The 23,288-nt window shown below is 64.0% G+C and carries 21 protein-coding genes; 8 read left to right on the top strand and 13 right to left on the bottom strand.

All coding sequences use genetic code 11. The annotated features are described in order from the left end of the window. Positions 1–25 precede the first annotated feature (25 nt). The gene (gene carB / locus EDF56_RS03270; RefSeq protein ID WP_132385280.1) at positions 26–3,349 is read left to right on the top strand and encodes a carbamoyl-phosphate synthase large subunit; all 3,324 of its coding nucleotides are present in this window, start codon (positions 26–28) and stop codon (positions 3,347–3,349) included. A gap of 130 nt (positions 3,350–3,479) precedes the next feature. Further along, a complete protein-coding gene (gene greA / locus EDF56_RS03275) occupies positions 3,480–3,956 on the top strand; it encodes a transcription elongation factor GreA (RefSeq protein WP_132385281.1) in 477 nt (158 codons plus the stop codon). Between the two features lie 89 nt (positions 3,957–4,045). Here the strand turns inward: greA and EDF56_RS03280 are convergent, their stop codons facing one another. From EDF56_RS03280 to EDF56_RS03300, 5 genes are all read right to left on the bottom strand, one after another. Further along, the gene (locus EDF56_RS03280; RefSeq protein WP_132385282.1) at positions 4,046–4,267 is read right to left on the bottom strand and encodes a DUF4170 domain-containing protein; all 222 of its coding nucleotides are present in this window, start codon (positions 4,265–4,267) and stop codon (positions 4,046–4,048) included. 127 nt (positions 4,268–4,394) lie between these two features. After that, on the bottom strand, positions 4,395–4,967 hold the full coding sequence (locus EDF56_RS03285; protein ID WP_207904607.1) for a hypothetical protein: 573 nt from the start codon (positions 4,965–4,967) through the stop codon (positions 4,395–4,397). A gap of 1 nt (position 4,968) precedes the next feature. After that, positions 4,969–5,298, bottom strand: a complete 330-nt coding sequence (locus EDF56_RS03290; protein WP_132385283.1) for a hypothetical protein — start codon at positions 5,296–5,298, stop codon at positions 4,969–4,971. Further along, a complete protein-coding gene (locus EDF56_RS03295; protein ID WP_132385284.1) occupies positions 5,298–5,678 on the bottom strand; it encodes a phage holin family protein in 381 nt (126 codons plus the stop codon). The genes EDF56_RS03290 and EDF56_RS03295 overlap by 1 nt, the downstream gene beginning before the upstream one ends. Positions 5,679–5,704: 26 nt before the next feature. Continuing rightward, complete coding sequence (locus EDF56_RS03300) at positions 5,705–6,241, bottom strand: hypothetical protein (RefSeq protein WP_132385285.1); 537 nt, start codon at positions 6,239–6,241, stop codon at positions 5,705–5,707. A 181-nt stretch (positions 6,242–6,422) separates the two neighbouring features. Between EDF56_RS03300 and eno the strand changes: the two genes are divergently transcribed. After that, the gene (gene eno, locus EDF56_RS03305) at positions 6,423–7,709 is read left to right on the top strand and encodes a phosphopyruvate hydratase (RefSeq protein ID WP_132385286.1); all 1,287 of its coding nucleotides are present in this window, start codon (positions 6,423–6,425) and stop codon (positions 7,707–7,709) included. A gap of 169 nt (positions 7,710–7,878) precedes the next feature. Here eno and EDF56_RS03310 read toward each other — a convergent pair whose 3' ends face one another. The 7 genes from EDF56_RS03310 to EDF56_RS03335 form a co-directional block, all read right to left on the bottom strand. After that, positions 7,879–8,430, bottom strand: a complete 552-nt coding sequence (locus tag EDF56_RS03310) for a MarR family transcriptional regulator (RefSeq protein ID WP_132385287.1) — start codon at positions 8,428–8,430, stop codon at positions 7,879–7,881. Positions 8,431–8,658: 228 nt separating this feature from the next. After that, complete coding sequence (locus EDF56_RS25835; protein ID WP_165912026.1) at positions 8,659–8,796, bottom strand: hypothetical protein; 138 nt, start codon at positions 8,794–8,796, stop codon at positions 8,659–8,661. A gap of 330 nt (positions 8,797–9,126) precedes the next feature. After that, positions 9,127–10,068: an aldo/keto reductase gene (locus tag EDF56_RS03315; RefSeq protein WP_132385288.1), complete on the bottom strand. Its 942-nt coding sequence runs from the start codon at positions 10,066–10,068 to the stop codon at positions 9,127–9,129. Positions 10,069–10,079: 11 nt separating this feature from the next. Continuing rightward, positions 10,080–10,499 carry a 6,7-dimethyl-8-ribityllumazine synthase gene (ribH, locus tag EDF56_RS03320; protein ID WP_132385289.1) on the bottom strand — a complete coding sequence of 140 codons (420 nt, stop codon included), beginning with the start codon at positions 10,497–10,499 and terminating at the stop codon, positions 10,080–10,082. A gap of 1 nt (position 10,500) precedes the next feature. Beyond that, the gene (ribB, locus tag EDF56_RS03325; protein ID WP_132385290.1) at positions 10,501–11,811 is read right to left on the bottom strand and encodes a 3,4-dihydroxy-2-butanone-4-phosphate synthase; all 1,311 of its coding nucleotides are present in this window, start codon (positions 11,809–11,811) and stop codon (positions 10,501–10,503) included. 58 nt (positions 11,812–11,869) lie between these two features. Next, entirely contained in the window at positions 11,870–12,673 is an 804-nt protein-coding gene (locus EDF56_RS03330) for a crotonase/enoyl-CoA hydratase family protein (RefSeq protein ID WP_132385291.1), read from the bottom strand. Between the two features lie 116 nt (positions 12,674–12,789). Then, positions 12,790–13,617 carry a coniferyl-alcohol dehydrogenase gene (locus tag EDF56_RS03335; RefSeq protein ID WP_132385292.1) on the bottom strand — a complete coding sequence of 276 codons (828 nt, stop codon included), beginning with the start codon at positions 13,615–13,617 and terminating at the stop codon, positions 12,790–12,792. Between the two features lie 189 nt (positions 13,618–13,806). On the opposite strand from EDF56_RS03335, the gene EDF56_RS03340 reads away from it, so the two are divergent. Continuing rightward, the gene (locus tag EDF56_RS03340) at positions 13,807–14,286 is read left to right on the top strand and encodes an MEKHLA domain-containing protein (protein ID WP_207904608.1); all 480 of its coding nucleotides are present in this window, start codon (positions 13,807–13,809) and stop codon (positions 14,284–14,286) included. Between the two features lie 32 nt (positions 14,287–14,318). Then, on the top strand, positions 14,319–15,104 hold the full coding sequence (locus tag EDF56_RS03345) for a kinase (protein WP_132385764.1): 786 nt from the start codon (positions 14,319–14,321) through the stop codon (positions 15,102–15,104). Here EDF56_RS03345 and EDF56_RS03350 read toward each other — a convergent pair. After that, entirely contained in the window at positions 15,101–16,192 is a 1,092-nt protein-coding gene (locus EDF56_RS03350; protein ID WP_243652411.1) for a YihY/virulence factor BrkB family protein, read from the bottom strand. The two genes, EDF56_RS03345 and EDF56_RS03350, sit on opposite strands and share 4 nt — an antisense overlap. 212 nt (positions 16,193–16,404) lie before the next feature. Here EDF56_RS03350 and EDF56_RS03355 point away from each other — a divergent pair, with 212 nt between their 5' ends. From EDF56_RS03355 to EDF56_RS03365, 3 genes are read left to right on the top strand one after another with little or no spacing between them, the layout of a single operon-like run. Further along, a complete protein-coding gene (locus tag EDF56_RS03355) occupies positions 16,405–18,744 on the top strand; it encodes a BamA/TamA family outer membrane protein (RefSeq protein WP_347812965.1) in 2,340 nt (779 codons plus the stop codon). Further along, entirely contained in the window at positions 18,744–23,018 is a 4,275-nt protein-coding gene (locus EDF56_RS03360; RefSeq protein WP_132385293.1) for a translocation/assembly module TamB domain-containing protein, read from the top strand. The genes EDF56_RS03355 and EDF56_RS03360 overlap by 1 nt, the downstream gene beginning before the upstream one ends. Then, complete coding sequence (locus EDF56_RS03365; RefSeq protein ID WP_132385294.1) at positions 23,018–23,206, top strand: hypothetical protein; 189 nt, start codon at positions 23,018–23,020, stop codon at positions 23,204–23,206. Before EDF56_RS03360 ends, EDF56_RS03365 begins: the two co-directional genes overlap by 1 nt. The last annotated feature ends 82 nt before the right edge of the window (positions 23,207–23,288 follow it).

Genomic DNA, 23,288 nt, shown 5'->3' on the forward strand with positions numbered 1-23,288 from the left:
CACACAGGACACCCCAGGACAGCCCATGCCCAAGCGCACAGACATCTCCTCGATCCTCGTCATCGGCGCCGGCCCGATCATCATCGGCCAGGCCTGCGAATTCGACTATTCGGGGACGCAGGCGATCAAGGCGCTGAAGGAAGAGGGCTACCGGGTCATCCTGGTGAACTCTAACCCGGCGACGATCATGACCGATCCGGACATGGCCGACGCCACTTATGTCGAGCCGATCACGCCGGAAGTGGTCGCCAAGATCATCGAGAAGGAGCGCCCGGATGCGGTGCTCCCGACGATGGGCGGCCAGACCGCGTTGAACTGCGCGCTGGCGCTTTTCAACGACGGCACGCTGGAGAAGTTCGGCGTGCAGATGATCGGCGCCGACGCCGACGCCATCGACAAGGCCGAGGATCGCCAGCGCTTCCGCGACGCGATGGACAAGATCGGCCTCAATTCGGCCCGTTCGGGCGTGGCCCACACCATGGACGAAGCTTTCGCCGTGCTCGAACGCACGGGCCTGCCTTCGATCATCCGCCCCAGCTTCACGATGGGCGGCACCGGTGGCGGCATCGCCTACAACAAGGCCGAGTTCGAGGCGATCGTCCGCTCGGGCCTCGATGCCTCGCCCACCACCGAAGTGCTGATCGAGGAATCGCTGCTCGGCTGGAAGGAATATGAGATGGAGGTCGTGCGCGACAAGCACGACAACTGCATCATCATCTGCTCGATCGAGAACGTCGATCCGATGGGCGTCCACACGGGCGACTCCATCACTGTCGCTCCGGCGCTGACGCTGACCGACAAGGAATACCAGATCATGCGCAACGCCTCGATCGAGGTGCTGCGTGAGATCGGCGTCGAAACCGGCGGTTCGAACGTGCAGTTCGCGGTCAATCCGAAGGACGGCCGCCTGATCGTCATCGAAATGAACCCGCGCGTTTCGCGCTCCTCGGCGCTGGCTTCGAAGGCCACCGGCTTCCCGATCGCGCGCGTCGCGGCGAAGCTGGCCGTGGGCTACACGCTCGACGAGATCATGAACGAGATCACCGGCGCCACGCCGGCCGCGTTCGAGCCGACCATCGACTACGTCGTCACCAAGATCCCGCGCTTCGCATTCGAGAAGTTCAAGGGCGCCAAGAACGACCTCACCACCGCGATGAAGTCGGTGGGCGAAGTCATGGCGATCGGCCGTAACATCAAGGAATCGATGCAGAAGGCCCTGCGCGGCCTTGAAACCGGCCTGGACGGTTTCAACCGCGTGGTCGAACTGGAAGGTGCGGGCCGCGACGTCATCACCGCCGCGCTGTCGCGCGCGACGCCGGAGCGCCTGCTGCATGTCGCGCAGGCCTTCCGCGAAGGCTTCACGGTGGATGAAGTCCACGCCATCGCCCACTACGACAAGTGGTTCCTGCGCCACATCGAAGAGATCATCGCCGAAGAGGCGCAGATCATGAAGCACGGCCTGCCGGTGGATGCGCAGGGTCTGCGCCGCCTGAAGGCCATGGGCTTCTCGGACAAGCGCCTTGCCACGCTGGCCGTGCGTTCGGTCGGCGTTGCCGGCGGCATGGGCGAGACCCAGGCCAAGCGCTCGGGCCTGCTGCACGACACCCTGCTCGCTATGACCGGCGCCACCAGCGAAGAGGAAGTGCGCAAGCTGCGCACGAAGCTGGGCGTGCACCCGGTGTTCAAGCGCATCGACTCCTGCGCGGCCGAGTTCGAGGCGGTGACGCCTTACATGTACTCGACCTACGAAGCCCCGATCTTCGGTGAGCCCGAGAACGAGGCCAATCCGTCCGACCGCAAGAAGATCGTGATCCTCGGCGGCGGTCCCAACCGCATCGGTCAGGGCATCGAGTTCGACTATTGCTGCGTCCACGCCTGCTTCGCGCTTTCTGAGGCTGGCTATGAGACCATCATGGTCAACTGCAACCCCGAGACCGTCTCGACCGACTACGACACCTCGGATCGCCTCTATTTCGAGCCGCTGACCGGCGAGGACGTGCTGGAAATCCTGCGCGTTGAACAGTCGAAGGGCGAGCTTGTCGGCGTGATCGTGCAGTTCGGTGGCCAGACGCCGCTCAAGCTGGCACAGACGCTGGAAGACGCCGGGATCCCGATCCTTGGTACGTCGCCCGACGCCATCGACCTTGCCGAAGACCGCGAGCGTTTCTCGGCGCTCGTCGAAAAGCTTGGCCTCAAGCAGCCGGCCAACGGCATTGCCCGCAGCCGTGACGAGGCAGTGAACGTCGCCAACCGCATCGGCTACCCCGTGCTGATGCGCCCCAGCTATGTGCTTGGTGGCCGCGCGATGGAAATCGTCGACAGCGAACAGCAGCTCGACAACTACATTGCCACTGCCGTTCAGGTTTCCGGCGACAGCCCGGTGCTGATCGACCAGTACCTGCGCGACGCCATCGAATGCGACGTCGATGCGCTTTGCGATGGCGATCAGGTCGTCGTTGCCGGTGTCATGCAGCACATCGAGGAAGCGGGCATCCACTCGGGCGACAGCGCCTGCACCCTGCCGCCGTACAGCCTGTCGGCCGAGATCATCGCCGAGATGGAGCGTCAGGCTGAAGCACTGGCCTTTGGCCTCAACGTGCGCGGCCTGATGAACATCCAGTTCGCGGTGAAGGACGGCGAGGTCTACCTGATCGAGGTCAACCCGCGTGCCTCGCGCACCGTGCCCTTCGTCGCCAAGGCGCTTGGGCAGCCGGTCGCCAAGATCGCCTCGCGCGTGATGGCGGGCGAAAAGCTGGCCGACTTCCCGCCGTTCAAGCGCGATCTGCCGTATATGGCGGTCAAGGAAGCGGTGTTCCCGTTTGCGCGCTTCCCCGGCGTCGATCCGGTGCTCAGCCCTGAAATGAAGTCGACCGGCGAAGTCATGGGCCTTGATGCCGACTTCCCGCGCGCCTTCCTCAAGGCCCAGCTCGGCGCCAGCATGCGCCTGCCCGACAGCGGCACCGTGTTCGTCTCGGTGAAGGACAGCGACAAGGCCGTGATCCTGCCCGGCGTGCAGACGCTGGTGAAGGAAGGCTTCAAGATCGTCGCCACGGCCGGCACCCACAAGTACCTGAGCGAAGCGGGCGTTCCGGTGGAACTCGTCAACAAGGTGGCGGAAGGCCGTCCGCACATCGTCGACAAGATCGTCGATGGCGAAATCGCGCTGATCTTCAATACCACCGAAGGGTGGCAAAGCCTGAAGGACTCGCAATCGATCCGCGCTTCGGCGCTGACCGGCAAGGTTCCGTACTTCACCACGGCCACCGCCAGCGTCGCTGCTGCACAGGCAATTTCCGCACTGCGCGGGACCCAGCTTGAAGTGCGTTCGTTGCAGGATTATTATAGCTGAAATCGATCTAGCCTCCCCACATCGCTGCGGATCGGCCCAGTCCTCGGGAATGACCTGAGGGACGGGACAGGAAACTAGTCTCCCTCGACTGGTTTCGCGGAGCGGGGAGGCAGCAGGAAGGAAGTGTTTGATGGCCAGTATCGAAAAGCTCCCCATGCTCGCTGAAGGGTATGAGAAGCTTACCGCCGAGATCAAGGCGCTGCGTGAAGAGCGCCCCCGGATCGTCGATGCGATCGAGGAAGCGCGCGCGCACGGCGATCTCTCGGAAAATGCCGAGTATCACGCCGCCAAGGAGCGTCAGGGCCAGGTCGAAGCCACGATTGCCGACCTCGAAGACAAGATCACGCGCGCCCAGATCGTCGATCCGGCCACGCTGACCAGCGACAAGATCATCTTCGGCGCCACGGTTACGTTGCTCGATGAGGACGACAAGCCGGTGAAGTACCAGATCGTCGGCCCTTACGAGGCGGACGCCCGTGTTGGCCGCATCAGCTACAACTCGCCGCTGGGCAAGGCGCTGATCGGTCGCCGGGTCGAGGAAGAGGTTGAAGTGACCGTGCCTTCGGGCGACAAGTTCTACCTGGTGCAGAAGATCGAGTTCATCTGAACCGGACTTCGCCGGACGAGAGCAAAAGAAAAGGCCGGCGAAAGCCGGCCTTTTTCGTATCCGCTGCCGTTCGGTAGCGGAAAGCCCGTTCAGGCTTCCGGCTGGTCCGGCTGGAGCAGGCGGTGAAGATGGACGATCACGTACTTCATTTCCGCATCGTCGACCGTACGGTGGGCTGCCGAACGCCAGGCGTCTTCGGCCGAGGCGTAATCGGGATAGACGCCGACAAGGTCCATTTCTTCGAGATTTGCGTATTCAAGGCTGCGCGGATCTTTGACCCGGCCACCCATCACGAGGTGAAGTTTCTGCATGGGGAGGGACCGCTTTCCTGTGGGAGAGAGATGAGGTCCCCATAAGTCTTGGCGGTCTGCAGGGCAAGAGCCGATCGCATGCGCGATACGGCCCTTTACGCTCCTGCAAATCAATAGCAATATTAACTCAGTGAGTCATGCGCTGCGCGAAATCCTGCATGCGTTCCATGAAACGATGCGACTTCTCGCTGGCACTCTCCGCCGCGTCGTGGCCAAGCTTGCTGACCTTTTGTGCGGCAGGGCCGCCGACTTTTTCCGCGCGCTCCGCCGTCGCGCGGCCCAGTGCACTGGCTGCTGCAAGAGCGGCAAGGCCGTAACGCTCAAGCCGTTCAGCTGCATTGCCGCCGACTTTTTCGGCACGGTCGGCGATCTGTCCGGCCTCGCGCTTGGCGCCGATGCCAAGGCTTTGCGCCTTGCTGGAAGCATTGCGGCCCAGAAGCAGTGCCGCGCCGCCCGCCGCTTCGGCAAGTTCCAGCGTGCGCGACATAGCCTTGTCGGTCACCCGGCGTGGCAGTAGGGCACTGACGACCGCCCCGGCAGCCAGCCCGCCTGCGATGACCAGCACCGGGTGTTTCTTCACGAAAGCGATGACCTTTCGCGACGGACTGTCGGCATCGGTCGCCGGCCGGATCGGCACGACGGCTCCGAAGTTGACGTCGGTTGCGGACTGGGCGGGCGTTTTCTGTTCAACGTCGCTCACGTCAGGCTCCTTTTTCGCTCTCATGTTCATCCGATCTGCGGTTCGACAGGGCACCGAATATGTCGGTGATCCAAGCGATGATCGGGTTTCGCAAAATCCAAAGCACCAGCGCGGTGAAAGTTCCGCCCACCACGGCGGGGTGTGTCTCCACCACGGCGACAGCCTCATCGAGAACGTCGAGCGCCTTGTCGATCGCTTCGTCGGCAAGGCGTCCGGCAATCCCGCGTTCTTCCATGTCGGCCTTGAGTGCGGCGTAATGGGCATCGAACGTGGCCTTTGCCTCGTCGCGTACGGCGCGGTGTTCGGCCAGGCGGGCGGCGAGCGATGCCATTAGTCAGTACCTCCGTTCGACAGCACGGACCGCACCCGTTTGACCCGCCCGCGCGCGCTCAAGCCGAGGATTGCGGCGATCACAAGCAGGGCCAGCGTCGCCACCGCCGTCGCCAGCCAGGGCCCGAGGACCGAGGCGAGCGAAAGCACCAAACCAAACACCAGCGCCATCAGTGCGAAGAACACGACAACCGCCGCCAGCACGCCAAACAGCGCGATCGTGCGCGCCTCCGCACCGACGTAGGCGGCCCGGGTTTTCTGGAAAGCCAGTTCCGCCTGCGCCAGCGTGCGCGCCTCCTCGGCCAGAAGCTTGAGGTCCTGGGCGAGCGAAATGTCCTCTATATCGCTGTCATAGCGAAGGGACGTGTCAGGATCGAGCATTGCCGCAGATCGCGCCGGGGGCCGGATCAGCTGCTCTTCTTGAACAGTCGGCCGAACAGGAAGCCGGCCGCCACTGCGACGCCGATTGCCATGCCCGGGCTCTTGCGCACGAATTCGCGTGCATCCTCACCCAGTTCGTCGAGCGTCTTCTCGTCAAGCCGGGCTGCGGCATCGGCCACGGACTTGGAGGCCGTACGGGCATAGTCGCCGTACTTGGGGCCGGCCTTCTCGTCGATCACGCTCACATTGTCGTCGATCAGCTTGGAAAGGCCCACCATCGCTTGGCTGGTCTTGGCCTTGCTCTGGTTGGCAAGGTCGGTCGCCTTCACCTTGGCGTCGTCCGCAAAGGCGCTGGCCTTGGTCTTGGCGTCTTCCGAGCGGCTCTTGGCCTCGTTAGACCATTCGCCCTTGGCCTGGTTCAGTTTGCCAAGGTAACCTTCCGCCACGGTCTGTGCTTCCTTGCCGAGGGCCAGAGCGCCCGCGCGGGCTTCTTCAACGGCCTTGCTGAAGTGGCTCTTGGCGTTTTCGGTTCCGTTTCCCGTGCCGCTGGTGGGTTCGGCCATGGCGTTGTCCTCCTTGTTTCGGGGTAACCCCGGTCTTTCGCCTATATGCGATGTGCCGACAGAGTAACACAACTTGTCCGCGCTGCTGCAACGCAACTTGTAACCTCAAGTTCCCCTGCTAAGACGCCCTCGAGAGCGCCAGGGCCTCTTCCAGTGGCGCCGTTCAGGAGGAAATCCCAGAATGACCGCGATCATCGATATCCACGGCCGCCAGATTCTCGACAGCCGCGGCAACCCGACCGTCGAAGTCGACGTGCTCCTCGAAGACGGCAGCTTTGGCCGCGCTGCGGTCCCCTCGGGTGCATCGACCGGCGCGCACGAGGCGGTCGAACTGCGCGATGGTGACAAGAACGTTTATCTTGGCAAGGGCGTGCTCAAGGCGGTTGATTCGGTAAACACCGAAATCGCCGAAGAACTCGTGGGCATGGACGCCGAAGAGCAGCGCGAGCTTGACCTTGCGATGATCGAACTCGACGGTACCGAGAACAAGGGTCGCCTTGGCGCCAACGCCATCCTCGGCGTCAGCCTCGCCGTGGCGAAGGCGGCTGCCAACGCGCGCGGCCTGCCGCTCTATTCCTATGTCGGCGGCGTTTCCGCGCATGTGCTGCCGGTGCCGATGATGAACATCATCAATGGCGGTGAGCATGCCGACAACCCGATCGACTTCCAGGAATTCATGGTCATGCCGGTTGGCGCCGGTTCGATCGCAGAAGCCGTGCGCTGGGGTTCGGAAATCTTCCATACGCTGAAGAAGGGCCTGCACGAGAAGGGCCTGGCTACCGCAGTGGGTGACGAAGGCGGTTTTGCGCCGAACCTTGCCAGCACGCGCGATGCGCTGGACTTCATCATGGCCTCGATCGAGAAGGCGGGCTTCAAGCCGGGCGTTGACGTCCAGCTCGCGCTCGATTGCGCCGCGACCGAGTTCTTCAAGAACGGCAAGTACGAGATCAGCGGTGAAGGCCTGTCGCTCAGCCCGATCCAGTTCGCGGATTACCTTGTCGACCTGTGCGAAGCCTACCCGATCATCTCGGTTGAAGACGGCATGGGCGAAGACGACTTCGAAGGTTGGAAGGCCCTGACCGACAAGATCGGCCACAAGGTCCAGCTGGTTGGCGACGATCTCTTCGTGACCAACCCCAAGCGTCTCGTCATGGGTATCGAGAAGGGCATGGCCAACTCGCTGCTGGTGAAGGTCAACCAGATCGGCACGCTGACCGAGACGCTGGAAGCCGTCTCGATCGCCAACCGCGCCGGCTACACCGCCGTCATGTCGCACCGTTCGGGCGAGACCGAGGACGCGACCATCGCCGACCTCGCCGTTGCCACCAACTGTGGCCAGATCAAGACCGGCTCGCTCGCCCGTTCGGACCGGCTTGCCAAGTACAACCAGCTGATCCGTATCGAGGAAGAGCTGGGCAAGGCTGCAAAGTTCGCCGGCGCTTCGGCGTTCGGCCGTCTGGCGCGCTGATCGGACTGTCCGTTTAAAGGAAGGCCCGGTTCCCATGGGGAGCCGGGCCTTTTCTTTGACTTTGTAACCGGGTGATCGGCCTGGGTCAGTAGACCGACCACCCGGTCGCCTCCATCGGTTCCGTGCCCGGATCCCCACCCCCAGGGGCGAAACGGGTTGGCTACCGGGATCAGCGCATTGCCGAGAACTCCGTACGAGTGTCATCGAGCAACACGACGGAACGCGATGCGGAGGCGAAATATTCGAGCATCGCGGCATAGCCCCGCGCGCTCAATTTGACGTAGACGCGCCGGGCATCCCCCGGGTCCGCCTCGCGCACGAGCAGACCCTGCTTTTCGAGAATGGTGATCCAGCGCAGCGCCGTGGTCGAGGGAACCGCCGAGCCGATGCAGGCACTCGTCACCGAGACGCGGCGGCGTTCCTTGGCGGCAATGAACAGATCGAGCAGGATGTCCCAGGCCGGTTCGCCGAAAAGCTCCTCCGATCCGAAAATCTTGGTCCGCCTGCGGCGATCGTCATAAGTCTGGCGGGCCAGTTCAACCCAGATGGGGTGGTCCTGGCTGGCGCCCTTGCCGCCGTCGCGCTCGGTTCCGATCGCGGCGTCGGTAGCGATAGTCTGTCCGATTTCGAGTTCCCGCGCCATGGCGAGAAGTTCGTTGGCGATACCGATAAGGCGTATGGCCTTGGCTCGGTTGCGCATAACTTGATCGGTCTTCTCCATAAGCCAGAGCCCACCAAACGCCTGGCTGCAATGGTTCCGTGCCGATCGGGGGTACCGAACACGATACTATTCGCAGCAATTACTCCCGCAGATCATGAATTTTGGCCTTGCTTGTCGATCCGATTAGCTTCCTGACTGAATTCGACAGGAAGGTTCGGGCGCGGCAAAATCGCAATTCATTTTCCGAACGGGGTTGTGGCATGCGGAAGACAGGCCGTCTTGTTCAGCTTATTCCGAATTGGAGTCTTCTTGCTCCGCGTTGGAGGGCACGCGCAGGGCGTCGATCGCCGCCTGGAGATGCGCCGCCGCGACGAAGGCGCCGAACTCCTCAAGATCCGGCAATTTCGCCATGAGGGCTTCGATCAACGCGGCACGCTTTCGTTCGGTGTTCACTGGCATATACTCCGTCGGTCGCGGCTGGTGGCGCGACAGGGCCCGATATCCCCGGGCCGGGGGCTGCGACCCGCCTCTGCGGCGAGGTGTCGAGGTTTGAAGTTAGCTCCGAATAGGATCGGTAACGGATATTTCTGTTATGATCGCTACATCATTCCGGAGATTTGGGAACTCGTCATTCGGCTATGTCCAAGTTGGGTACAGGACATACGGGATTGACTAACCGATCAAATCTGACCTTGCAGTGAACTGATTGTGTAAATTCAGTAATGTATCTGATGAATATAGGTAGATATACGCGGTCTAACTGTGCGTATTGAGGGCATTGAAACACTCATCAGAAAGGATGAGGCGTGCTGCGCCGACAAGTTCGCGGACCTGTTCGGGACTGGTAGCGCTGGCGATCGGTGCTGCAATCGTCGGCTGCGCATTCAACCATGCGAGCGCGACTTGTGCGGGGCTGGCGCCGGAATCGGCTGCAATCGCGCGCAGATCGTCGAGAATGGCCCACCCGCCATGGGCTGCCGCTGCATCGAGAGAGTGGGCGCGCGTGGTGCCTTCCCACTCGCCGGCGCTGGAGTATTTTCCGGTGAGGAAGCCCGCCGCAAGGCCGTAATAGGGCAGGGCCGCGATCCCGCGCTTCTGGCAGAGCGCCATGAGCGGACCTTCGAATTCATCCCGGGCCACAAGGTTGTAGAGCGGCTGGAGCACGGTGAAGTGTTGGACGCCCAGTGTGTCGGCGGCATCGATCACGGCGGCGAGCCGTTCGGCCGTATAGTTGGAAGCGCCCAGTTCGCGGGCCCGGCCGGAGTGGAACAGGTCTCCATAGACGGCTGCGACTTCATCGAGCGGAGTCGTGCCGTCGTCGCGGTGGGCGTAGAAGAGGTCCACGTAATCGGTGCGCAGGCGCTCAAGCGAGCCGTCGAGCGCCGCGCACACCTTTTCGGGTATCAGGGAGCCGGGCGCGCCGCCCTGACCGGTCTTGGTGGCGATGCGCATTTCACTGCGCACGCCGCGCGCCTGTAGCCACTCGCCGATGATCGCTTCGGATTCGCCGCCCTTGTGGCCGGGAACCCAGTTGGAATACCCCTCGGCGGTGTCGATCATGCGTCCGCCCGCCTCGTAAAAGGCGTCGAGCACCGCAAAGCTGCGGTCCCGGTCGATAGTCCATCCGAAGACGTTTCCGCCCAGAACGAGGGGGATGCCGTCGATGTACGCGTGCGCGACCGGAACCGTATCAGCCATTCAACTCTCCGTCAGGCGAAGCGCTCCTTGAGGTCGTAGAGCGCAATCGCGGCCTTGGCGGCTTCACCGCCCTTGTCCTTTTGTGCAGGATCGGCGCGGACCAGCGCCTGTTCCTCGTTCTCCACGGTAAGGATGCCGTTGCCGATGGCAATACCGTCCATCGTCAGCGCCATGATGCCGCGTGCCGATTCCCCGGCGACGATTTCGAAGTGGTAAGTCTCACCGCGAATGACCACGCCGATGGCGACGTAGCCATCGTAATCGCCGGTGGCATCGGCCAGCGAGATGGCGGCCGGGATTTCCAGCGCGCCGGGCACGGTGATGACTTCGGCCTTGTGGCCGGCGGTCTTCAGCGCTGCCTTGGCGCCGGCGATCAGCTGGTCGTTGAGATGGTCGTAGAAGCGGGCTTCGACGATGAGAAAGCGGGCCATGTCAGTTCGCTCCTTCGGGGGCGCAGGGAATGGGGCGCTCATCCACGATGTTCAGGCCATAGCCTTCCAGCGCGACAAGCGAATGATGGGTGTTGGTGAGCAGAATCATGTCGTGGATGCCAAGCTCCGCGAGAATCTGCGCGCCCACGCCATAGTCGCGAAGTTCTTCGATGTCAGGCATTTCGCCGGCACGGATCTGCTGCTTGATGTCCATGACTTTCGACATCGAACTGCCGATCTGGCGATTGATCACGACGATCACGCCGGTTCCTTCCTCGCCGATCATTTCCATCGCGCGGTGCAGCAGGTTGCCGCGCTCGGTCGATTCCTCGCCGAACACGTCGGTGAACATCGAGAGCGTGTGCATGCGCACGAGCGTCGGCTTGGCGGGATCGACGCGGCCCTTGATGAGGGCCATGGTCTCGTCACCGGTGGCCTTGTTGAAATAGCTGCGGGCGAGCCACTGGCCGCCGTGGTGGCTCTGGAACGTGATCTCGTTCTTCTTTTCGACCATGCGGTCGTGCTTGCGGCGATAGGCGATCAGGTCGCGGATCGTGCCGATCTTCAGGTCGTGAATGCGGGCGAAGCCGATCAGGTCGTCCATGCGCGCCATGGTGCCGTCGTCCTTCATGATCTCGCAGATCACGCCGGAGGGATTGAGGCCGGCAAGGCGCGAGATGTCGACAGCGGCTTCGGTGTGGCCGGCGCGGACCAGCACGCCGCCGTCGCGGGCGCGCAGCGGGAAGACGTGGCCAGGGGTGACGATGTCGGCCTTGCTCTTGGTGCCGTCGATGGCGACCGAGATGGTGCGCGCGCGGTCTCCAGCGGAGATGCCGGTGGTCACGCCTTCGCGCGCCTCGATTGAAACGGTGAAAGCGGTTTCGTGGCGGGTGCCGTTGTGGCGGCTCATCAGGTCGAGGCCGAGTTCGTCGACGCGCTGGCTGGTGAGCGTCAGGCAGATCAACCCGCGGCCGTGGGTGGCCATGAAGTTGATCGCCGCCGGGGTCGCCATCTGGGCCGGGATCACGAGGTCGCCCTCGTTCTCACGATCCTCGTCATCGACCAGGATGAACATGCGGCCGTTGCGCGCCTCGTCGATGATCTCCTCGATGGGGACCAGCATCTGGCGATCGTCGTTCGAGAACAACACGCGCTCCAGCTTGGTCAGCGTTTCGGCGGTGGGGTTCCAGTCGGGCTCGGTGCAGTCGCGCAGCGTATTGGCGTGGAGCCCCGCCGCGCGGGCAAGGCCCGACTTGCTCATGCCGCCTTCGGCGACGAGCTTGCGGACCTGTTCGATCACATTGCCTGCCATGAGTCTATCCATTCTCACATTACGGTGTGAGCGCGATATGAACCGATCACATCGAAATTCAAGAGCCCTTGAACTCAGGCCGTCGTTTTTCGAGGAAAGCATCGACCGCCTCGGCATGATCGTGGGTGGCGTGGGCGGCAGACTGCATGGCGGCGGCCATTTCCAGCAGGGTGGCCAGATCGCTGCGGCGACCTTCCCAAAGCAGGCGCTTGGTCATGCGCACGGCGTGCGGCGGGTTGGCGGCGATGCGGCGGGCGAGGGCGCGGGCTTCGTCCATCAACTGATGATCGGGCACGACCTTGGACACGAGCCCGCAGGCCAGTGCCTCTGCCGCGTCGATCATGTCGCCGGTCAGAGCCATTTCAGCGGCCTTCGACCAGCCGACCACGCGGGGCAGCAGCCATGAGCCACCATCGCCCGCAATCAGGCCGATCTTCACGAAGCTTTCGGCAAAGCGCGCACTTTCACCGGCTATGCGGAGATCGCACATGCAGGTGAGGTCGCAGCCCGCGCCTGCCGCTGCGCCGTTGACGGCGGCGATCACCGGCACTTCAAGCGCGGCGAAAGCGAGAGGCAAGCGCTGGATGCCGCGCTTGTAATTGAGGCGGGTGCGGACCGGCTCGCCACCGTTGACGTTGCCGCCCGGCTTCATCTCATTGATGTTGCCGCCGGAAGAGAAGCCCTTGCCGGCACCGGTGAGAATGGCGACGCGCGCGGCGGGATCGCTGTCCAGCCGCTCCAGCGCGCCAAGCAGGCCCTCGATCACTTCGGGATCGGAGATCGGATTGCGCAGTTCCGGCCGGTTGAGCGTGATCGTGACGATGCCTTCGGCGTCGATCTCGTAAAGTACGGCGTCGGTCATGCTGTTGGTCCTGCTCCTCGTTGTTGCGTCCGCCTTAGCAGGTTGACGCATAGGTAAAAGGGCCCGGACGACATGCCGTCCGGGCCCCTTCCGATTTTTTTACATGACGAAAGTCGTCAAGCGGGCTGCTTGCTCATCATCTTGGTGATGTCCACCTGACCGGTGGCAAGGCCGCCCATGAAACCGCCGTCGACCGGCATGACGATGCCGTTGACCACACCTGCAAGGTCGCTGCAGATCAGCACCAGCGGACCAGCCTGTTCGGCGGGGGTGGTGTAGCGGCCCAGCGGCTCGGCAGCGGCATCGACCACGGCCTTGCCCGAGGTGGCGTGGAAGGTCGCCATCATTGGGGTCTGGGTCGGTGAGGGCAGCGAGCAGTTGATGCGGATGCCCTTCTTGATGAGCTGCGCGCCCATGAACTGCGTCCAGACGATCACCGCTTCCTTCGAGAAAGCATAGCCCTCGGCCACTTGGTCAAGGTTGGCTTCGCACCAGGCGAGGCCGGCTTCGAAGCCCTTGGTGGCGAGAAGCTGCATGTGCACCGGAATGCGGCGGCTCCAGCCGAGGCCGCCGGTCGAGGCGATCGAGACGATGGCGGCGCCTTCGCTCATCAGCGGCACAACCTGCTCGGTAAGGTGACGGGTGCCGAGGAAGTTGACCTTCATCACGTCCAGCGGGGGGAAACCACCGCCACCGGCGAGGCCCGCACAGTTGAACAGGGCGTCGACCTTGCCGCCAACTTTGGCAACGGCGGCTTCGATCGAAGCCGGGTCGCGCAAGTCGATCTGGGTGAACGATGCCATCGGCACCGCGCTTTCCTTGAAGTCGAAACCGTGAACTTCCGCGCCGAGTTCGACGAGCAGCTTTGCCGTCGCTTCGCCCATGCCCGAGAAGCATCCGCTGACGATTACGCGCTTGCCCTTGTAGCCGAGAATATCGGTCATCCCGCTTGTCCTTCCTCTCACAGGCTCGGGCAAACGCCGGCCCCAATGTCTTGTCGGCAAGTAGCTAGTCGCAGTGGGGCGGGGGCTTCAACCTTGCGCCGGGCTGATCGCCGTCGCGATGGTGCCGTGCGGGTCGCAAACGGGGCTTTGTGCTGCTATCCGAGAGCAGGCGAAAGGCGGGAGATCGGAATGGGCGAACAGGCGGTGTTGGCGGAGGCAGGTCCAGTGCTGATGGCCTATCGCGAGCCCCGTTGCGCCGGGCCGATCGCACTCGTTGCCGAGAGCTTTGAGCGGCTTTTGGGCAAGCCGCTCGTCGCGATCGGAGGCGATCCGGTCGAGGCGCTCTGGCAGGCACCTTTCGCCGTCGTTGCGCATGGGACTGAGCCCGATCCGCTGTTCTTTTTCGGCAATGCCGCTGCGCTCGCCGCTTTCGAATGCGATGCCGCCCAATTCGTGGGGATGCCGTCCAGACTTTCCGCCGAAGCCCCTTTGCGGGAAGAGCGTCAGCGGCTGCTCGATCGCGTGACCACGCAGGGCTTCATCGACGACTACGCCGGTGTGCGGATCAGTGCGAAGGGCCGGCGGTTTCGCATCGGTCCAGCGGTGGTCTGGAATCTCATGGACGGTGCGGGCCTGTGCCACGGACAGGCGGCGACGTTCGCACCATGAGCAAGGCCGTCCCCCGCATGGTCGAAGCCCTGATGGCGGAAATTCGCGGCGCGCTGTCTGCGTTCCGGCACCGTCCGGTGGTTATCGGCATATGCGGCGCGCAAGGATCGGGCAAATCCACGCTGGCGGAAGCGGTTCGGCGGCAATGCGGGGCCGAAGGATTGGCGAGCGCAGTGCTTTCGCTCGACGATCTTTACCTCACGCATGCCGAGCGTCAGGCCCTGTCGCGTGAGGTTCATCCACTGCTGGCGACGCGCGGGGTTCCTGGCACACACGATATCAAGCTCGGCCTCGACGTTCTCGATGCGCTGGAAAGCGGCGGTCCGGCAGCGCTGCCGCGTTTCGACAAGGCGCGGGACGACCGCGCGCCGGAGCGCAATTGGCCCATCGTTGCGCCCGGCTGCGAGGTCCTGGTGCTGGAGGGCTGGTGCGTGGGCGCCTTTCCGCAGCGGACGAGTGAACTGACTGACCCGGTCAATGCTCTGGAAGCGGAAGAGGACCCGGACGGCCGCTGGCGCCGCTGGGTCAACGATATGCTGGGCGATTCTTATCAGCGGCTCTTTGCAAGGATGGACCGTCTGGTGCTGCTTGCCGCGCCCGGTTTCGAGGTGGTGCAGCGCTGGCGTGCCGAGCAGGAACGCGATCTGGCCGGACACCCTGCGCCGGGCAGCAAGGTCATGACCGAAGCCGAAATTGCGCGCTTCATTGCCCATTACGAGCGGATCACCCGCCTGATCCTGGCCGAGATGCCCGCCCGCGCGGACCTCGTGATCCGGCTGGACGAAGCGCGGCGTCCGCTCGAAATCCTGCGGCGCTAACCGGCCTCGCGGCGCACTTTGTCGGCGCGGCGGTTGCGCTTGCGTTGCAGGTCGTCGAGCGAGGGCACGTGGTCGTCGACGACATCGGCCAGCACTGCGCCGCGCTCGCCGGGAGGGCGGGAAGGGCCCCGGGTCGTGTCGCACACGGTCTGCCGCTCGATCTCGGCATTGAGCAGCGCGCCCAGCAGCACGCCATAGGCCGAGAGGAACAGCCACATCAGGAACACGACAATGGCCGAAAGCGAGCCGTACGTGGCGTTGTAGTCGCTGATATAGGCGACATAGAGCGAGAACCCGAACGACACCGCCATCCACAACAGCGTTGCCAGCAAGGCGCCGGGGCTCAGCCAGCGCCACTTGGCCGGGCGCCGATCCGGGCCGTAACGCATAATGAGCGCGAAGCCGAGGCTGCCGAGCAGGATTGCTGCCGTCCAATTCAGCCAACTGAACAGGGTTTGCGTCGCGTCGCCGAGAAAGGCGCTCGCCTGCGTTTGCAGCCATGCGAACACGCCGCCGGAAAGGATCCCGGTCAACGCGATCAGCACGGCCGAAAGTGTGAGCCCGCCGGCGCGGAAAGTGAGGGCGATGATGCCGCGCGTTTCGCGCTCTTCGTTGATCACGTTGAGCGCGCTGATCATCCCGCTCGCCGCGCGCATACCGCCATAGACTGCGAAGAATAGCGCGATCACCAGCGCAAAGCCGGTCACGCCCCGGCTGGTGGTGACGATCTGGATCAACTGCTCTTCCAGCATGTGGGCGACTTCGGGCGGTACGATTTCGACGATGCTCTGCATCTGCTTGCGCACCGTGTCGACGTCTCCGATGAGGCCGTAAGTCATCACGGTCGCCGCGATCAGCGGGGTGAGCGCAAGAAAGCAATAGAACGCGAGCCCGGCCGCCAGCAGACCGAGTTCGTGAAAGCCGCTCATGACCCAGACGCGCCGGATGACGCGCCACCAGGCCCTTCCGGAAAGCGCCCAGGGTGCGTTGGCATCGGAACCGGGGTGCGACATGCCTGCGCCGACGGGATTGGTGCCGGAAATTGTCTCTATCTGGCCACGGTCCGATGATCCGTCGTGGGTATCCATCACGTACCCCCTTGCAGGTGGGAACTTTCGCTGTTGCAATGCGATACGGTAAAGCACGAGAGGGGCTCTTGCCCAGACTCGACAAGGTTTGGCTTCGTCAGGCCAAACTTCACAGGGCCGGACTCTACAGGGGGTATTCCATCGCGTTCCATATACCCAGGCCAAGCGATCACGCCGCCGCCGGTTCCCGGCTAAGGTGTGAAAGCGTCGGATTGGTTACGCTGGCACTGATGCTGGCGGCTTCCGGCGTGCCTGCTTATGCGCAGGATGCAGACCCTTCGGCGAGCCCGCCGACCGGCTCCGCGCCGCAGAATACCGCGGCTCAGGCGGGGGCGCAGGCCGGCGCTCAGAACGCTGGAAATCAGCCCGCGCGGGCGGACGATTCGCTGCAAGCGGGCAAGCTGGACGTGCCCGCGCCTCCGGCCGATGTGACCCTGCCCGAGGTGAAGCCGATCATCCCCGATGACGAGTTCAACAAGTCGATCCCCAAGCTCGATGCCACCGATGACCCCGAACTCGACAAGCCGCTCGATTCGATCGAGGAGTTCGAGAAGCGGCTGACCGCTCAGCAGGCCCAGCAAGCGAATCAGCCGGCCGGGGAGCAGGCGAATCAGACCGCCGCGGGCGGCGCGAGCACGGCGACGGTCACTGCGACTGCTCCAGCCCCATCTTCAACCGAAGCCATTGGCGAAGCGCCCGTGCGCGATCCCGAATTGATGGCGCCCCTGCCGCCCATAGATCAGTTCGAAGTCACGCCCGTCCAGTTCGCCGAGAGCGAGCAGCAGTCGAAGGACAGCGAAATCGCCTATGCCATGCGGGTCGATGGACTCGACGCCGCCGATCAGGCGGCCGATATCGATCTCAGAGGCGAGTTCAGGTCACACTCGGCGCTGAAGAAGGGCGACGGCAAGGCGGCGAATGTCGCAATGCTGCGGTCGCGCCTCAACGACGACGCGGCACTGATGCAGACCGTCCTCGCGGCGGAGGGATGGTATTCGCCGGTCATCACTACCCGGATCGAGCGCGGACAAGGTGCCGAGCGGGGGGCTGCGTTCACCGCCGTTATCACTGTCGATCCCGGTAAGCGCTATGTCTTCTCCGATATCGTCGTGAAGGCGGATCCGACGATTCCTCCGAACCTCATTGCGGACAATTTCGCCCTCAAGGTCGGTGAACCCATCATCGCCCAGCGGGTTCAGGGAGCCGAAGCGCAAGTGGCGCTCGCGCTGCCCGAAAACGGCTATGCCTTCGCGCAACTGGGCGACCGCGACATCCTGCTCGATCAGGACACCGGCGACGGCGTCTACACTTTGCCTATCGACGTCGGCCCGCGTGGGCGGTTCGGCGGCTTCACCACTTCGGGCGACCTTGCCTTCGACGAGAAGCACATTCGCGTGCTGGCACGCTTCAAGCCCGGCGAGCTTTACGACAGCCGCAAGGTGGACGACTTGCGCAAGGCGCTGGTGGCGACCAGCCTGTTTTCGACCGTCTCGGTTGAACCACGCAAGACCGGCGAATCGGCGGGCGATGACGGTACCGAATATGTCACGCTGCACGTCCAGCAGGATGCCGGTCCGCCGCGCACGATCGCGGGCACCATTGGTTATGCCACGGGTGAGGGCCTGAGCGCGCAGGCGATCTGGACCCACCGCAACATGTTCCCGCCCGAAGGCGCGGTTATCGTCAACGGCACCGCCGGTACCCGGCAGCAGGGCCTGAGCACGACCTTCCGCCGCTCCAATGCCGGCAAGCGCGATCGCACTTTGGAGGTCGTGGCAGAGGCGTTCCACAACGATTACGACGCTTACAGCGCCTATACCGGCCGTATTGCGGTCCGCATGGCCCGCGATTCGACACCGCTGTGGCAGAAGAAGTTCACGTATGCTTATGGCGCCGAGGCCCTGATTACCGGTGAAACCGACTACAACATCGCCACCGGCACGCGGGACCGTAAGCTCTACTACGTCGTCGGCGTGAACGGACAGGCCGGTTTCGACCATACCGATAGCCTGCTGGATCCTACCAAGGGCTTCCGGTTTACCGCGCTCGTTCAGCCCGAGGCTACGGTGAAGGGTGGTTTCAATCCCTATGTCCGGAGCCGGCTCGACGGTTCTGCCTATTATCCCGTGACCGACAGCCTCGTGCTGGCAGGGCGCTTCCGCCTCGGCTCGATCCAGGGCGCGCAACTGTTCGACATTGCGCCTTCGCGGCGGCTCTATGCCGGCGGCGGCGGTTCGGTGCGCGGTTACAGCTATCAGGCGCTGGGCGAACAGGCGCCGGACGGCAAGGCCGTGGGCGGGCGCAGCCTGAACGAGGCATCGGTCGAGGCGCGCTACCGCTTTGGAAACTTCGGCGTGGTGACCTTCGTCGACGCGGGTCAGGCCTATCGGGAAACGACGCCGCAGTTCAACAACTTGCGCTACGGTGTCGGTATCGGCGGCCGCTATTACACCAACTTCGGCCCGGTCCGCATCGATATTGCGACGCCGATCGACCGCCAGCCGGGCGAGTCTCGCTTCAATCTTTACGTTTCGATCGGGCAGGCCTTCTGATGATCGAAGACGACGACACCCTGCCGCCCGAGAACGAAGACGAGATCGGCGGCGAGGAACTCGATCAGAGCCGCCGCGCGCGTCCATCGCTCGGCCGCCGCCTGCGGATCCGCGCGCTCAAGACCATTGTCGGGCTGCTGCTCGGCACCGTGGTACTGGCCGCCGCAGTGATTTTCGGGATCGATACCGGCCCCGGCCACCGCTTCGTGGCCGAACAGATCGCCGGACTGCGCTTCGAAAACGGCATGCGCATCAAGGTCGGCCGCATCGAAGGTTCGCTCTACAGCCGGATGACGCTGCACGACCTTTCGGTGAGCGATCCGCAGGGCGAATTCCTGTTCTCTCCCCAGATCGACGTCGACTGGCGGCCCTTCGCCTATCTGCGCCGACATGTCGATGTGCGCAGCGCCACGACCGAGCGGATGATCCTGCGCCGCACGCCCAAGTTCCTGCCGACGCCGCCCAGCAACGAGCCGCTGCTGCCCGATCTCGATATCGATGTCGGCCGCCTCAAGATCGGCCGTTTTATCGCCGAACCGCCGGTCGCCGGAGTACGGCGCATCCTCACCGTCGATGGCCGGGCGCATATCGCCGACGGGCGCGCGCAAGTCTTCGCCAAGGGCGGAACGATTGCCATCGAGGGCAAGCAGGGCGGAGATCGCTTCGACCTTGAGCTGGATGCAGTGCCAGCGAAAAACCGGCTGGCGCTCAAGGCCGATCTCGATGCCCCGACCGGCGGCGTGATTGCCGCGCTGGGCGGGTTCAAGCAGCCCCTACGCTTCCGGCTGGACGGCAAGGGCGACTGGAAGGCATGGGATGGGCAGTTCGAAGCCGATCTTGCTGGCAGCGAGATGGCGAGGCTGGCACTGACCGCCCGTAACGGCACTTTCGGGATCAAGGGGCCGACGCAGATCGCGCGCCTCTTCACGGGGCCGACAGCAGGGCTGCTGGGGCCGATCACCAATCTTGATCTCACGGCCGCGCTGGATCAGCGGCGGGCAAAGCTGTCTGGCCTCGTTTCCAGCGATGCCTTCACGCTGCGGCCGGACGGCGTGGTCGATTTGTCGAAGAACAGTTTCGACAACCTGCGGCTTCAGTTCGTGCTGCTCAAGCCTACGGTCATGGCCAAGAACCTCAGCGGATCGGGGCTGACAGCCTCGCTTGCGCTTGACGGGGCCTTCACCCGGCCGCGAGTTGCCTATCGCATCAACGCCGCGCGCCTGAAAATGAACGACATGGGCCTCGAAGGCCTGACCGCCGAGGGTGCGGCGCGTGTCAATGCCGACAGGATCATGATCCCGGTCGCGGCGCGTGTTCAGCGCATCGTCGGGCTCGATACGGTGGCCGGCGGCACGCTCGCCAATGTCCGGCTCGACGGCGATCTGGCGATCCAGGGCACCCGGATCCTCTCCGACAACATGCGTATCCGCTCCGATCGCATCGATGCGAAGCTGATCCTTGCCGCCGATGTCGCCAAGGGCCTCTATACGGGCGCAATCGACGGCAGGATCGACAATTATCGCCTCGAAAGCGTCGGCATTTTCGACATCCGTACGAATATGGACCTCAAGAGCGAGCGGAGCGGTTTCGCGCTTGAAGGCACGGTTCAGGCACGTTCCAGAAAGCTGCTGAACTCCAGCCTCGAAAACTTCCTCGGCGGTAATTTCGCGGCCTCGTCGCGGGTTCGCTATGGCTCCGACGGCATTGTACACTTCTCGTCGCTGCGCCTGAACGCGCCTGACCTCAAGGTTGCCGACGGGCAGGGCAGTTGGTCACCCGACGGCCGGATCTCGCTCAATGCACGCGGGACATCGCAGCGCTACGGCGCGCTCGGCGTGCGGGTGGACGGCACGATCGCCAATCCCGACGCGCATGTCACGGCGGAGCATCCCGGCCTGGGCATCGGCCTTGCCAACCTTGATGCGCGTATCACCGGCGTTCATGGCGGCTACCGTTTCGACCTGACCAGCGACACCGACTACGGGCCGCTGAAGGCCGACGTGACCCTGCACATGGGCGCGCAACTGGCGATGCAGATCAACAGCGCCAATCTCGGGGGCGTCGATTTCGCGGGCCAACTTACCCAAACGGCCGCCGGTCCCTTCGCGGGCGAATTGACGGCGCAGGGCAATGGCATCGGCGGTGCCTTGAGACTGGCGGCGGAGGGCAAGTATCAGGCGGTCGACTTCAACTTGCGCGCCAAGGACGCGGTATTCCCGGGCCCGGCCAATCTGTCGGTGGGCTCGGCCCTGATCGATGGCCGCGCGATCCTCTACGACAAGCCTACCGTCGTGGCCGACGCACAGCTTGCGGGAACCAGGATCGGTGCATTCGATCTGGCCGCCGCGCGCGTGCTGGTCGATTATCGCGACGGTCGCGGACAGGCCAAGGCGCTGATCGAAGGCGTGAGCGGCGTGCCGTTCCGCCTTGGCGTCAATGCCGATCTCGCGCCTGATCTGTGGCGCGTGGCTCTACAGGGACGCGTGCGCGGCCAATCGTTGCGCACGCTCAGCCCCGCGCGCATCGTGCCGGGCAAGGATGGCTATGAACTGCTGCCGACGACGCTCACGTTCGGTCGCGGCACCGCGCGCGTTGCCGGCCGTTATGGCGACGGCGGGATCAAACTGGAAAGCCGGCTGGAGACCTTCGACGTCGGCGCCGTCAACGCTTTCGTGCCGGGCTACGGCCTTGGCGGCAGCGCGAGCGGCAGCCTCGATTTCGAACAGACCAGCAGCAGCGCGTTCCCCCGCGCCGATGCGCGCCTGACAGTTACCGATTTCACCCGCACCAGTTCCAATACGGTGAGCCAGCCGGTCGACATCAACTTCCTCGGCAAGCTGGTGCCCGATGGCGGAGAGGCGCATGCGGTGATCCGCCGGCGCGGCAGCGTGATCGGGCGGCTGGCGGCAACGCTGCGCCCACTGCCGTCGGGCGAAGGGTCATGGATGTCGCGTCTGTTGGAAGCCCCGCTGGGCGGCGGCATTCGCTACAACGGCCCGGCCGATACCTTGTTCTCCTTCATCGGGCAGGCGGGCCAGACGCTGAGCGGGCCGATCGGGCTTGCAGCCGACTTCTCGTGCAAGCTTTCCGACCCCTGCGTAAATGGCCTTATCAAGGGTCGGGACCTGACTTACGAATATCAGGCCTTCGGTACCAGACTGACCAACATGAACCTCGAAGGCCGTTTCACCGGCAACAGTTTCGAGCTTCAGTCACTTAGCGCCAATGCCGGCAACGGCACCGTGAGCGCCAGCGGCCGGATGAGCCTTTCGGCAGCGGAAGGCTATCCGATGGCGCTGACGGTCACGCTGGATCGGGCCCGGCTGGCGCGCAGCGCGTCGCTGTCGGCAAGCGCCACGGGTACTCTCAACCTGACCAAGCATGCCGGCGAAAAGGCGCTGCTCTCGGGCGAACTGAGGTTGCCGGAAACCCGATACGAGATCGTTCGCGAGGGGGCGGTGGAAATTCCGCGTCTCACCGGCGTCCGCTTCAAGCCGAAGTCCGGCCCAACGCGCGTCACCGGCGACGAACAAGCCGAGCAGATTGCATCCGCATTCTCGACCCTCCGTCTAGACCTGCACCTCCGGGCGTCGGACAAGCTCTACGTTTCAGGCATGGGGCTCGATTCCGAATGGAGCGCGGACTTCACGGTAGGCGGCACCACAGCGGCGCCGACGATGACCGGCGATGTTACACTGATCCGCGGCAACCTCGATTTCGCCGGCCGCTCGTTCAGCATTTCCGAGGGCAAGATCACATTCAACGGCGGACGCACGATCGATCCCTCGGTGGCGATCACGGCAACCGAATCGATCGAGGACGTCAACGTGACGGTTTCGGTCTCCGGCCGTGCGTTCAATCCGCAGATCGAATTCAGCTCCGAGCCGAGCCTGCCTGAGGACGAGATCCTGTCGCGCATTCTGTTCGGCAGTTCGATCGCCAACCTTTCGGCGATCCAGGCGGTTCAGCTTGCCACATCGCTCAATTCGCTGCGGGCGAGTGGCGGGGGGCTCAATCCGCTGGGCAAGCTGCGTTCGGCGACGGGGATCGACCGCCTGCGTATTCTCAGCCCGGACGAGGCGAGCGGGCGCGGCACAGCATTGGCAGCGGGCCAGTACATAACCGACGACATCTATGTCGAGCTGATCACTGACGCGCGCGGCTTTACCGCGACCCAGCTGGAAGTCAGCGTGACCCGCTGGTTGTCGGTGCTGAGCCAGGCGGGTGGTTCGGGCGTCAACTCGCTCAGCGTGAAGATCAAGAAGGACTACTGATGCGGCGGGCGATCCTCTGTGTCGTATCGCTGGCGGCGCTTGCCGGTTGTCACCGCGAGCCGACGTTCGACGAGCGCTACGCTGCAGCCCGCGCGAAGATCGATACGACGGCGCGGGAGATCGAGGCGCAGGCCTCGGGCTCGGCGGTGCCGACTGCGGAAGAAGATGACGTCGGGGCCGCGAAATAAGGGCTCAGGCGGCCCGTGAAGGCGCAGGCTGAGCGGTACGGTCCCGGTAGACGTTTTCCCGAATTCGGCGCGTGGCGGCTAT

The organism is Novosphingobium sp. PhB165, assembly GCF_004341845.1.
Taxonomy (GTDB): domain Bacteria; phylum Pseudomonadota; class Alphaproteobacteria; order Sphingomonadales; family Sphingomonadaceae; genus Novosphingobium.

Excerpts from the sequence above, each read along its gene's own strand:
- carB (WP_132385280.1), top strand. The coding sequence starts at position 26 with ATGCCCAAGCGCACAGACATCTCCTCGATCCTCGTCATCGGCGCCGGC.
- greA (WP_132385281.1), top strand. The coding sequence starts at position 3,480 with ATGGCCAGTATCGAAAAGCTCCCCATGCTCGCTGAAGGGTATGAGAAG.
- EDF56_RS03280 (WP_132385282.1), bottom strand. The coding sequence starts at position 4,267 with ATGCAGAAACTTCACCTCGTGATGGGTGGCCGGGTCAAAGATCCGCGC.
- EDF56_RS03290 (WP_132385283.1), bottom strand. The coding sequence starts at position 5,298 with ATGGCATCGCTCGCCGCCCGCCTGGCCGAACACCGCGCCGTACGCGAC.
- EDF56_RS03295 (WP_132385284.1), bottom strand. The coding sequence starts at position 5,678 with ATGCTCGATCCTGACACGTCCCTTCGCTATGACAGCGATATAGAGGAC.
- EDF56_RS03300 (WP_132385285.1), bottom strand. The coding sequence starts at position 6,241 with ATGGCCGAACCCACCAGCGGCACGGGAAACGGAACCGAAAACGCCAAG.
- eno (WP_132385286.1), top strand. The coding sequence starts at position 6,423 with ATGACCGCGATCATCGATATCCACGGCCGCCAGATTCTCGACAGCCGC.
- EDF56_RS03310 (WP_132385287.1), bottom strand. The coding sequence starts at position 8,430 with ATGGAGAAGACCGATCAAGTTATGCGCAACCGAGCCAAGGCCATACGC.
- EDF56_RS03315 (WP_132385288.1), bottom strand. The coding sequence starts at position 10,068 with ATGGCTGATACGGTTCCGGTCGCGCACGCGTACATCGACGGCATCCCC.
- ribH (WP_132385289.1), bottom strand. The coding sequence starts at position 10,499 with ATGGCCCGCTTTCTCATCGTCGAAGCCCGCTTCTACGACCATCTCAAC.
- ribB (WP_132385290.1), bottom strand. The coding sequence starts at position 11,811 with ATGGCAGGCAATGTGATCGAACAGGTCCGCAAGCTCGTCGCCGAAGGC.
- EDF56_RS03330 (WP_132385291.1), bottom strand. The coding sequence starts at position 12,673 with ATGACCGACGCCGTACTTTACGAGATCGACGCCGAAGGCATCGTCACG.
- EDF56_RS03335 (WP_132385292.1), bottom strand. The coding sequence starts at position 13,617 with ATGACCGATATTCTCGGCTACAAGGGCAAGCGCGTAATCGTCAGCGGA.
- EDF56_RS03340 (WP_207904608.1), top strand. The coding sequence starts at position 13,807 with ATGGGCGAACAGGCGGTGTTGGCGGAGGCAGGTCCAGTGCTGATGGCC.
- EDF56_RS03345 (WP_132385764.1), top strand. The coding sequence starts at position 14,319 with ATGGCGGAAATTCGCGGCGCGCTGTCTGCGTTCCGGCACCGTCCGGTG.
- EDF56_RS03350 (WP_243652411.1), bottom strand. The coding sequence starts at position 16,192 with ATGGATACCCACGACGGATCATCGGACCGTGGCCAGATAGAGACAATT.
- EDF56_RS03360 (WP_132385293.1), top strand. The coding sequence starts at position 18,744 with ATGATCGAAGACGACGACACCCTGCCGCCCGAGAACGAAGACGAGATC.
- EDF56_RS03365 (WP_132385294.1), top strand. The coding sequence starts at position 23,018 with ATGCGGCGGGCGATCCTCTGTGTCGTATCGCTGGCGGCGCTTGCCGGT.